Source organism: Bacillus sp. UNC41MFS5, assembly GCF_000686805.1.
The window spans coordinates 810,995-823,437 of sequence record NZ_KK366017.1 but is presented as its reverse complement, the minus strand read 5'-3'; the positions used below and the strand labels follow the sequence as shown (position 1 = coordinate 823,437).

8 protein-coding genes, 1 tRNA gene and 1 pseudogene are annotated in these 12,443 nt (G+C 31.0%); 1 reads left to right on the top strand and 9 read right to left on the bottom strand.

The features are described from left to right. Positions 1-473: 473 nt before the first annotated feature. Entirely contained in the window at positions 474-908 is a 435-nt protein-coding gene (locus tag BR30_RS0120415; RefSeq protein ID WP_026566621.1) for an OsmC family protein, read from the bottom strand. 792 nt (positions 909-1,700) lie between these two features. Here BR30_RS0120415 and BR30_RS38900 point away from each other — a divergent pair. Then, positions 1,701-2,237 (top strand): annotated as a pseudogene (locus tag BR30_RS38900) (site-specific integrase). A gap of 162 nt (positions 2,238-2,399) precedes the next feature. On the opposite strand, the gene BR30_RS36850 reads toward BR30_RS38900, so the two are convergent. The 8 genes from BR30_RS36850 to BR30_RS0120370 form a co-directional block, all read right to left on the bottom strand. Further along, positions 2,400-2,492 (bottom strand) — tRNA-Sec (locus BR30_RS36850). A 217-nt stretch (positions 2,493-2,709) separates the two neighbouring features. Further along, complete coding sequence (locus tag BR30_RS0120400; RefSeq protein ID WP_026566620.1) at positions 2,710-3,597, bottom strand: hypothetical protein; 888 nt, start codon at positions 3,595-3,597, stop codon at positions 2,710-2,712. Positions 3,598-3,610: 13 nt separating this feature from the next. Then, entirely contained in the window at positions 3,611-4,873 is a 1,263-nt protein-coding gene (locus BR30_RS0120395; protein ID WP_155928738.1) for a hypothetical protein, read from the bottom strand. Between the two features lie 463 nt (positions 4,874-5,336). After that, positions 5,337-6,446 carry an HNH endonuclease gene (locus tag BR30_RS0120390; RefSeq protein ID WP_026566618.1) on the bottom strand — a complete coding sequence of 370 codons (1,110 nt, stop codon included), beginning with the start codon at positions 6,444-6,446 and terminating at the stop codon, positions 5,337-5,339. Further along, the gene (locus BR30_RS34070) at positions 6,439-7,905 is read right to left on the bottom strand and encodes an AAA family ATPase (protein ID WP_051633692.1); all 1,467 of its coding nucleotides are present in this window, start codon (positions 7,903-7,905) and stop codon (positions 6,439-6,441) included. The genes BR30_RS0120390 and BR30_RS34070 overlap by 8 nt, the downstream gene beginning before the upstream one ends. Positions 7,906-8,350: 445 nt before the next feature. After that, positions 8,351-8,911: a recombinase family protein gene (locus BR30_RS0120380; RefSeq protein ID WP_026566617.1), complete on the bottom strand. Its 561-nt coding sequence runs from the start codon at positions 8,909-8,911 to the stop codon at positions 8,351-8,353. A gap of 705 nt (positions 8,912-9,616) precedes the next feature. Continuing rightward, a complete protein-coding gene (locus BR30_RS0120375) occupies positions 9,617-10,732 on the bottom strand; it encodes a hypothetical protein (protein ID WP_026566616.1) in 1,116 nt (371 codons plus the stop codon). A 328-nt stretch (positions 10,733-11,060) separates the two neighbouring features. After that, positions 11,061-12,290 carry a PGAP1-like alpha/beta domain-containing protein gene (locus tag BR30_RS0120370; protein WP_026566615.1) on the bottom strand — a complete coding sequence of 410 codons (1,230 nt, stop codon included), beginning with the start codon at positions 12,288-12,290 and terminating at the stop codon, positions 11,061-11,063. Positions 12,291-12,443 lie beyond the last annotated feature (153 nt).

Sequence of the window (12,443 nt, the reverse complement as noted above, 5' to 3'; positions counted from 1 at the left end):
ATATAAGAAAAATCAAAAGATGGCTCCTGGAAAATATGTAATTACTCTACGCTGAAGTTGTATCCGATCGATAAGGGTGTTGTAGTAAGAAAGAATGAAGTGTCCTTTTTTATTTGTAAGTGAAAATTGTCCAAAATCATGAGATTTTTGAACTTTTGTAAATAATTCGTTAATACTCTCGAAACTACTTGCTTTTTTCTCATCTTTATTCTTTATAAACATTTGTTTGAAGATCACCCAAACCACCTCACACTCACAACAATCTACAACTATTTAAATGTAATTTTTTGTAGAAGAACTTACTATTCAAGCGATATTTCTTACCCCTCTTATTCTTTCCATCCTTGTAATTTATATCCAACATTAGGTCTTCATTTAAATCATTTATCATCATTAGCGTGCAAAAGAAATAAAAAAGGATAGCAATTTGCTATCCTTTACGCTTACAAATTATCTACTTTCGGGTGAATACACTACTTAGTGGAAACTTTTCCTTGAACCTCAATTTTAACATCTGCTTTTTTCAATACATTTCCCACTTCACATCCCTTATCTGCCGCTTCTGCAGCTCTATGTGCTGATTCTATCTGTTCTTGTGTTGCATCAGAAGATAAAACAATATGTGGATGATGGGTAATTTTAAACTCATTTTCAGAAATGTTTGCCCCAGAATCCACCGTAAGTTCCACTACAGGTAGCTTTCTACTTTCGAGCACAAACACAAGAGTCGCTGTATAACAAGTTGTCACAGACGAAACAAGTACCTCTTTTGGATTTGCTCCATCCCCGCTTCCTCCTAAGGATGTAGGTATAGCGATTTTTGTTTCAAGGAAATCTGCTTTAAGCGTTCCGTTCCCGTTCACTCCACCATTCCAAACAGCGTTCACATTTATTTTCATATCAGTCATGTATAACACTCCTCCAAAAAATTAAATAAATTCATATTTATTATTCTTCGGGTAATCGAAAATATTTAACGGAAAGTGATAGCACCTCCTTAAATATGACTTTGCAAACTTGCGGTAGGAAAATATTTTAGGTGGTGAATATCTATGAAAGTTCAAGAGCTAGCGTCAAAAAGCCCGGTGTTTCAAACCGGGTTTTTTGCTAGGTGGCATGCGATTTTGTCATCGTTAGGAGATTGATCCATCTAGGACCGTAATAAATATATCATTGCTTGTTTACAGTAAAGTTAATTGACAGGAACAATATGGTAACATTTTCATTAAAAAAGGAGATTGACCGTGAACCAAGAAAATCGGGAATTTTCTCATTATTTTCCTTGGACCTCTACAACGTCCTTTTCTGGCATACCTAAAATATGATCCCATTGTTAAAATAAATTAATTCTTCTTTCACTAACGCACCCGTTAGTTCAACAAGACTTCTTTCAAATGAACGGAAACATATTTTGAATTAGGTCTATTAAATAAAGCAACTTCATAATTTGATAACCACTTTAATTCACCAAGATAATGGTAAAATATTAACTCGTCAGGTTTAGTGGATACCACTAGTTTTTTTATTATTTCTTTACTACTCCTATCCTTTACTACCAAATGTATATCACATAAATAAAGACCGTGACTAATAAAGACTTCAGCTTTAAAGTTTCGATTCGGACTAGTCTTTGATTTCTTCCAAACATATTCATTTATGAAATTTAATTCTTTAACACTAATGAACAGGTAAAAACCTTCTTGGATGTTAGTAAAGATTCTACTTATTTCCCAATTTATTTAACTGCCATTAATACTGGAATGCGTCGTGGTGAGCTCTTAGGGTTACGGTGGCAGGATATTGATTTTGAAAATAATATAATTTATGTTCGACAATCTTTACAGGAAGTAAAAAAGGAAGGATTAACATTTTAGGAACCTAAATCAGGGAAAAGTAGATCAATCACTATAACCTCTTCTCAAACAAAGGAATTTAAAAAAATTTATAAGCAACAATTAGAAAATAAGCTTTTTTTAGGACAGGGGTACCAAGATCTGGATTTAGTGTTTGCCCAAAGAAATGGCAAACCAATTCAACCAACCGAAATGGCAAGGAATTATCGTAAGATGGTAGACATAAGTGGATTACCCTATATGAGGTTTCATGATTTAAGACACACTCACGCTACTTTATTATTAAAACAAGGGGTACATCCTAAAGTAGTTTCTGAAAGATTAGGTCATTCAACTATTGGAATTACAATGGACACATATACTCATGTTTTACCGAATATGTAAAAAGAAGCTGCTCAGTTATTAGAGCAACTAATAAAATAAAATTTTCTATTTAATTCGTTGTGACCAAAGTGTGACCACAAGGCGTTTTTTTCACTTTTTTCTAAAAATAGAATTCCTCTTATAACTTCACATATGTCCTCAAAGACCCATATATATCAAGGTTGGCGGGACTGCGTGGGAATCGAACCCACCAGACCTGGCACGCAGGTCTCAAGCAGTTTTGAAGACTGTGGAGGACACCAGTACCCCATTCGCAGTTTCAAAATGCAGTTATATCAACATTTTCTAACCCACCAAAACAGATTTCCTATAACTACTGATACAGTTTTCGTTCAACCATTACAGATTTATTATAGTTATTAGTTAATCATAACGTCAATGGTTAATACTCTAATTGATTACTCTGTGAAGCATAAGTCAGTACTCTCATTTCTACAAACCTCTATTTCAAACTGTTTTGGGTGAGATAAACCTACTCAATAATGTCTCGGATATCAACATGATAAACATCATTTTTACAAACTAAAAACAGATTGTTCTTCCGTCCTACTGCATAATCATACTTAATGATGTCATTTTCTTCATTCACAGGAAGATAGCTTTGGGTTGTTTTTTTGTTTAATGAATATAGATGCAGTTTCCCTTTACCATTGTATCCATGTCCAAAAAGGATATGACCTTTCCAAATTGAAAAGGCTTTGCTCCCTACAATCGGCGATTCTTTCAACGGTTCGTGGTTAAATAACTCATAATCAGTCTTATTATGTAATGCTAATAGAGGGAAGTCCGAATAGTAATACAAATATATAGATTGATTTGAGTAGACATTCAAACCATAACAGTCATCGATGAAAGGAATTTCATTATTGCTAGGAGTTTGTACAAATCTTACAAAATCAAATAGTTTTACCCCATCTTTATCAAAGCAAAGTAACCCGCTTGCCCCGATGGTATCTCCAAATACTCCTTCATCGAAATAACTAGTCCAAATTTCAGTATTCTTAGTCGTTTGTACATCTTCTATTCCATCACCCATATGAAAGGAAGAAATCATATTCTGATTTTCATCGAAAACAAAGGCATTATGTGTCTTATCATTCTTTACACGAGCATTTACAAATAGCCAATTGTTCTCTAATGGCTGGGTATAATGAAATTGTTCTTTTACAGAGGGAAGCATAATTTTCTGTACTCCCCATTCTGTAACATGAAAAATCGAATGATGGTATTTCCCACTTTTTTTAATCGAAGTTAGCAAAATAAGATTACCATTGAAATCTATGCAGATATTACGTGTATCATGGTTTCCTGCTATATGGCCAATGTTTAGCTTATTAATTGCTTGTATATGGTTTGTCAATGATATCACCTTCTCACTTGGTAAAGAACAGTTCTTGAAACTGAAATTTGTACTCACTAGGTGCTTTTTCGCTTGAACGATAGATTTCTGCTCTTAATCCTGTTCTCCCCTTGATTGTGACTTGTTTCTTAGTAAGATGAATAGTTCCCAAAACATAAGGCACATTAAATGTTTCGAATACCCCTAGTGGAATCACACGTTCTTCTCCTGCTGCCTTTTGGAAAATTTGTAAAATATAACTGGCTTTTACATAGTTCCCGATGATATTTTCTCTTGTTACTTTATATTGAATTTTCACCTCGTATTCTTCATTTTCTTTAACGGCATAAATAAGTGGTGTTTGCAGTTTATGCTTTTGGATATACTTAATTGCACTTTCAATTTTGTCCTTTTCTAAGTGGTCGAAATCTGTAATATATCTTAATCCTTCAATTAAACTATCTAATAATAATTGTTCTTTCGTTGCTTGTGATGATTGTTTAAATCGTGGGTAATCTAATATTGCATGGGTGTACTGAAACCATTCTTCCTTACTAGTGCTAATCTCAGTGGCTTCCTCTAAAGAATTTACTAAATCGAAATAAATTTCTCGATAGCTAGGTAAACGAATATCGTACCTGCGTAGAACATCAGAAAAGATGGTTTCATACATATTCTGATAGAAATAAACATCATCATCATGAAATCGAAAATTGTTAAAGATACGAACTCCTATAAGTCTTGTATCTAAAGGTCTTGGATTCTCCCTAAAATTTTGAATTATCCTCAATTTGTGATTCATACGATTTCGTATGGTTATCTGGTGCTTGTTATACTCCAAATGTTTGAGTTCTTCTTTGGAGTGTGGGGCATCTTTAGCAGCCGTACTAATATCTCTCAAAAGTCCTTCAACATCAAAATCAAATTCTTTTTTAGCAGGGGCATGTGGTATACGAGGAATTGCTTCTTGTAATAATCCAAGTGCAAGATGAAATGTCTCTACAGATAATTTCCTATTATCTTCAAAATGGGAGAGAATCTCCACCTCAGGATGAATCCCATAAGGCATAAGTATCTTTGCTTCTCGCTTTATAGGTGCGTTATTCAAAAATTTAAATGATATACTATTGTATACACTACTATAGTTTTCCATGATTGTATGGTTATTAAGGAATAACTCCAGAACTTCTAAAGTTCTGTTGGATTCACTTTTATCTTTATAATCATGAAAATAATTATCAAGTCGCAATATTATATCCCATTCCACTCTTTTTTCGATTACAAATCTTAATTTCATATTACAGGGGGTTAAAGTCTTGCCGCAAGTAACAATCTTATTTCGTTTCGTGTGGATAAGGCAACCTACCCCATCTCCAACCCATGAACCCAGTGAAAATGTGGAAATATACCCCCGTATCAATTGCAAAAGAAAGAGACTCCTCAGTTCGGGAGTCTCTTTAGTTCATATTCCTTAACCTTCCGATAGAGTGTAGCTTTAGTCATATTATTTCTACATTGGTCCAGCTGAGGTACGTCCAGAAACTTTGAAACTTTAGTTATTACACTTGTAGTTTATCTTTTTAGATTACGCTTAGCATTATGCTGCCGACACAACCCTTACTGCAAAAAAACTGCGTAGATTTTCTGCCACATGCTCATTTATTGATTAACCCAACTAAGGAATATTACATATTTACACAGTTGGTTCGGAGACTTTATTTAGGAAATAATAGCATTAATATACTCACGATTCCTAAAAATTAATTTTTCAAATAAAATTCTTTCACTTCTTTTATTCCTTCATTTATAAACCATTCTGAATTTAATAAAGCTTCATAAACCTTAGCTTCTAATGAGTTAAGATTATAAAATTCTGCTGATACCTTATCATCTTCTAAAGCTTCAATAATCGATTCTATTCCCCCAGATTCATAATTTTCTACAATTTTTTTTGCTCTAACTCTAAAATATCTTCCTGCTTTTGTAGCATATAATTTTCCTAGTGATAGAGTTTCAAATTGTTCAAGTAATCTTTCTTTTAGAATCGCACTTTCCATATCTTTTTTAACATTAAATTCGAAAGTAAGCGGCCATACTTTATCAACTAATTTACATTCTACCCATCTTATTTGTGTTAAGTCGTCACAATATGGATTGATAAACATTTTATTTTCTTCTAGTTTTCTTAAATCATTTTTTTTTGTATTACACTCATAACATGACGGTAATAAATTTAAGGGTGTTATGGCATATTCAATAAAATGAGCTTTAGGTAAATAGTGGTCAACTGTACTCACATCCCCATACATACAGTATGGACATATTCCATCATCAGCGAGGAGAAGTATATGTTCATAAATATCTCGACCTTTTTTACCCGAATCTTCAGATTCTACAATATAATTTTCATAAGCTTTTTTCATAGTAGTCGAATCAACGTAACTCATAAATTGAAATAACGTATTAGTTTCATCAATTATATGCAATGCTTCTTCAAGACTAATTTGATTAAGAACATTTTTCACATCTGAAAGTCTCATGCTCGTAATATTTTCAAATAAACGCTCCAATCCATATTCTTTTAACTTTTCAATTAAATCATTTTTTGTAATACTATTTGAAAAATTTAAGAACTGCCCTAACTTAAAATCCTTTGGAATTTCAATAAATTTATTTTCTTCCATATTAAATATCTTATTTCCTTCTTCAGAAAACATTAGATTTCTATATAAAACTTCTTTATTCAGAAGAAAAGGTTTTATTGCTTTCAATCTTCCAAGGAGAAAATTAGAAGCTGCTCCCTGTCGGTCTTCTAGAATTCCATCGAAAAAATCATTTAATTGATAGTCAGGCAATTGTAATTTATACATTTTCAAGACCATCCTCTAATTCATTAATATATGTTCTTACAATAGATTTTGCATCAATACTTAGTTCATTATTAAATACTTCTAAAACCTTATGATAATCCTGATATTCTTCTACCGCTTCCTTTAATAGTCTATGAAAACCTGAATTTTTAACTTCTAAACCAAAAACTTCTTCTGTTAAAATTCCCGTGTTTTCACCAAACGTTTCGATTCTCGGTCTTTCAATTTTTACCTTTTCACCATACTTTCTGATAATGGATACACAAGATTTTGGAATTTCTTGTAAAACAACTGGCGAGTGAGTAGCCAATATAGCTACGCCATTTTCTGCAGTTAAAATTTCTGAAAGTCCTCTAATGTAAGCTGCTAGAAGTGGTGGGTGTAAGTGTGTCTCAGGTTCATCAATTAAAACCAGGGTTTGTTCAACTAACAATTCAACTATTTTAGAAATTGATAAAAGAATAATTTGATGACCAGAACTTAAATCGCTAAATTTACTCGCTATCATTTCACTAAAGCTTATAATATTACTGTCGTTTTTTTCTGATTTAATATATTCCTCTAATATTCTAAGTAATTTTAAGTTTCTAAAATTAAAATCCGAGTAATCTAATATTTCAAACATTCTTTGTAGATAATAATGTCGCTTTTTAAACAAAATATTATATATGGAATTATAAAATTCAGCCCTTAACTCTCCATCACTTTTAGATTTTGATTTATTTGTTTTTACTCCCACATAATAATATTTTTGTTCTGTATTATCTACTTCATATTTAGGATTTTTATCAAATACACTAAATGAAATAAATATTAAATTAGCAAAACTATCTTTTAAATCTCCATCAAAGTATTCATTAATAATTCCATTTAAAGCTGTTGTTTTACCAGCCCCATTTGTACCAATAATTGTATGTAAATTTGTAGGAGGCTGTTTATAAGGTATTACTTCAAAATCAAATATAGCTTTAGGAAGGTTTTCTTTATCTATAGGATATGTGAATTTATAATCAGTTAAAATTGCTCCACCAAGTGCGATTCTTCTAAATTGATTTTCTAAGTTATAATTATTTATATCTCTCATTAAAGAAGTTTTAAAAACATCTTCATCCTTATATAGTTCATATATATCTCGATTATATGCTACGTCTTTTATACCATTGAGAAAATCTATTCTCAAATCATCATCATTTAATTTTTTTATTCGGCTATAGTAAGTTAAATTTTGTCCTACTGAAAAGTATCCCTCTGGCAATTCTTCAAAAGCTGAATCTAATTTAGTTCTCCCTCCACCTTGACCTTTGAAGCCTATTTTCACTGGTCCGATTTTATGGGTTTTATCATCATCAATATATTCAACATGAAACAGTGTTGAATAATTATAATCGTCCCAATTGTCTGGTATTAAATGAAAACCTTTTTTATTTCTTTTTGAGAAAAAACTTGTAACGTAAATCATAAATATAACTCCCCTTTATAAAATTCATGTTAAATTATATCAAATTGACTTTTATTTTTTTACCTTCTATTGTATATCTCCACTTACACCACAATATTCAAATAAGCAAAAAATACCCCTTGTACTTTCCACTTTTATTTAATGTTATTTATTTCATCCTCATTTCCATAGATTTTTCCTTCTTAAAAGAATCTTGATACTATCTAAAAATATAATGAAATTGGCATCACTCGACTATAAAAAAATAAATTGTACTATGATATTTGTTTTTATTCTTACATTCACCTGTTACATGTGCAAAACCTTTTTTGAATAAGTGTGATAAAAATTATGACGTGTGAATGAATCAACTATGGGGGTTATCCTGCTTATAACCCTACTAATAATGTGGAAATACGCCCCCATATCATCAACATAAAAAAAGAGACCCCCTTTGGAGTCCATATTACCTCATTTGTTGATGCTCTTTGATTAACTTATCAAGGGTTGGTCTCGACACCGCTAGTTCCTTTGCTAACTGAGACTTTGATACTTCACGATTCATATATCGTTGATAATGCTTTTCGAAATCTTGGATTGCTACTTCCTTTCGTCCTTTGTACTTTCCTTCTGCTTTAGCTATCGCAATGCCTTCACGCTGTCTTTCGAGCATATTTTCACGTTCAAAATCGTTAATAGCACTAATCATCTTTAACATTAGTCTGCCTGTTGCCGTTGAAGTGTCGATATTCTCTTTAATTGATACCAGTTGAACTCCTTTTGATTTTAATAGTTCGACTAGTTCTAACAGGTCTTTTGTGGAGCGTGCTAATCTTGAGAAGTCTGCAACATAGAGTGTATCTCCTTCTCTTGCAAAGTCTAACATCTCTTGTAGCTTTGGTCTGTCTGTATTCTTAGCTGATACTTTTTCTTGATACACCTTATCTATTTTGTACTGCTTCATTGCTTCGACTTGTCTTGCTTCATTCTGTTCAACTGTAGATACTCTGATATATGCTATGTTCATATTCATCGTTCCTTCTGTACTTATATGATGAATCAAAGATAGCATATCGTAAAATTAGATTCAAGAACTTTATTTACATTTTGTAAATAAACTTGAATATCAATTTCAGATTTACAATATAGTGATGCTTATCGGGTGTAAACTTAAGGCACGCTCTAGATTTACATTGATTACCAAAAACAACATGTAAAAGCAGCGATATTTGTCCTTTAATATCTCTTAATTTGATAATGCCGTTTTATCGATTATCATTAATGAACAACATCAGTAAATTACTACATGTTTTACCACTTTACCGTACTAAAACACAGCAATTCTTTGAGTCGTGTCGGAAAATTACCGAATATATGTGTGAATGAGAGTGGTTTCTGAATTGGCCCCACAAACGGACCAACTCCACAGCAGAGGTATATCATCAGTCCTCTAAAACAAAACTATGAATGGGCATAAATTCATCCAAAAAGACATCCAGCTAGCTTGAGGAATTTATTCCAAGCTTCCTACGAATAGTAAGAGTGAAAAGTCAAAATAAACACCTATTTTTTCTTACTATATTACCATTTTTCAGATAAGAATTTATGTTAATTCCAGTTATATATTGTTGATATGTAATCCCAACATCTCGTAATGCATTTGCTACCTCATAATTTTGAGAAGATTTCTGTGTTGTTACTTAATATCCCTCTACTATTCTAGAATTATAATTTATTTTAATCTAAAGAACTCTAATTTTTCTTCATAATTTCCATATTCAATAAAACAATTTAATACTTGCCGTTCCATTTCAGAAATACAAGATAAAATTACATTATAGTATAAATCTTTATTTTGACTTTCATCGAATTCATCAACATGTTTTAAGATAATTTTAAGAGTAGTTATATAACTGTCTAGCGGATTATTATTTCCTTCATTTATTTTTTTTATCTGTTGTCTTTGAATTTCTTTTTGCATTTTCCTATTTTCATCTATCTTATCTTGAAGAAACTTTACTAATCCTTTTTTTTCTCCATTGTAGCCGTTAATTATATTTGTAACTTCATCTACACTGATATCATTGATGTATATTTCAGAATTTTCAAGTTTGGAAATTCTGTCATCAATTGACATCATTTCAAATTTTCTAGCGGTTTCATTTGTCTTTCTAAAGTAACTAATAAATTCTTCTAGCCTTTCAAGTGACTCTTCCAATTCTACTTTATCTTTAGTAACGATTTTTCCTTCTATATAATTTTGAATTGCAATTGACCATATAATAGGAACTCGACGCTTTCTAATTTCTTTAAGATATTCGTTTAAAGCATCTATTCCTAAATATTTTTCATTTTTATTTTTATTAAAAAATACTATATTTTCTTTGTTAGTGTTAAGCAAATCAATAAGATTATAAAATGTTGTTTCAAATTTTTGTAATTGCATTGTTTCGTTGCTTAACTTATATTGCTCATTTGCACGGCTTGACTCTTTACGTGTCTCTGTAAGTTCTTGACGTTGTAAATAGATAGTTAATAATAAAAAGATAACACTAGAAAAAGTTAGAAAAGCTACAGAAGAACCTCCAATAAAATCTCCTACAGGTCCTAGGTCCTCAAGATTGTTAAGAAATTCTCCAATTTCATTTGTTTCTTTACTTACTTCTACAACAGGTTTAGTTTCTTTACTTACTTCTCCGACTGGTCTAGTTTCTTCAACTTCAAGATTCGCCTTCTCTTTTAAATTATAAAAAGTGATTGGGCTTAATATAGCTAATAATAATCCAATTAGCCCAACTATTAACAATGAAATTTCAAAAATCTTCGCAAAACTATATTTACTATTCATACTTTTTCTCACCCTCTTTTTGATATTAATCCAATATCTTGTAGCAAATGTACTATATTTGGATTAAATAAAACACACAATTAAAGCGTTATTTTTGACGTGAAATCAAAAGATAGTCACTTCAATAAAATCAAAATTTTATTAGCTATTTATTAGTTAAATTAAAATGATAAATTTAAAAAAGGCGTAATTACAAAATACTCCATTCTTTAAGCTCGCATTAAATCTTAAAAGTGTTATATCCGCTTGTCTGATTAGTTCGTTTTTTGACACTATCTTTTACGTTTTTGTTGACAATGATTCGCATTTTAAATAATTTAAATTAACGTTATTCTTTCACGGAGTAAGCATATTCTACAATTACTGAGTGTCCTCTAGTAATTGATTTATCAAATAAATCTATTTCATCAGTTGGAATAGTTACACCATCAATTACCCAATTGATTTCATCTGCATTCATTAGTAATGACAGTATGTCCTTATGTTTATATTTTTCTCTTAACTTACAATAATAAGATAAATAGATTTCATGCTTAAAGACATGAGGTAAATTCATGCTCTTTATATATTCAGGATACTTATTATACAAATTTCCTAAAGCGTTTATACCTATTCTTGAATAAACGCCCTCAACCAAACTTACTATATCATCAACAAGGAAATATTCTCCATTATTGCGACATAATTCATAAAGCTCTTCTGAAACTTTGTTTCCTTCTACTGTTCCATAAATTTCATTACCTAATTCTTTAACTTTTTCAACAATAGCTAAAATAGGCTTTCTTTTGTCTTCACCAGTAAATTGTACTAGTTGTCTAACAACCTCTTCATAAACTAGGTTATCTGTTGATTCAGGTTTTGCAATTAAATAATGGTCTGTTCTAAAACCTCGTTTATATGGTTCTCCCTTTTCTGTTCCAACAGCACTTTCAGGGTCTACAACTGCATCATCACGACCATAAAGATACACTGTTCTTGGTAATCCCTTATCAATTTTAATCCAGTTTTTACGAAGTCTGTTTATACTCTTACTAATTGGTTTTAAATCTTCTAATTGGGCATGTTTTCTAAACATCAACTTTCCTAAAGTAGCTAATTCTGTCCCCTCGTGAGGTACTGCCAGAGATATAAAAAGTTGAACTTTTGGTTCTGACTGGTTTAAGGAATCTAAAATATAAGATTTTGCTACTAATCCCCCCATACTATGTGCAATGATTATTATATTTTTATAACTATTACATTTAAGGTCAATAATAGTTTTTAATGAATCCCCTAACTCTTCAATCCCGAATATCTTTAGTGTCAAAGAATCCTTTCTTAATAAATATCTATTAGTAAGATTTTTAAAAGTTCTAAATTTATAAAAGTCCCTAAGTTTTGTGTAATAGTAAATAACGGCTATATCATAGTTTTTCGCAATAACTCCCTCTTTTAAAAGTAACTTAGGAAAATAGACTCCATTATGATGTCGCCATGTATCAGAATTACCTTGAAATCCGTGAATAAAAAGAACAACATTCTTATTGTTTTCCTGATGAATAAACTCTATTTCTTTCAAAATATTACTCCTTTGCAGTAAACCATTTAATTTCCAAAAGTATTTGACCCCATTTTATTTGTGATTCTAAAGTTCAAAAAAGGAGGCTTATTATATTGACTGGAATTTCTTTTCGAACTTCCTCTTTTGCTTTAAGAATACTAATTACTGCTT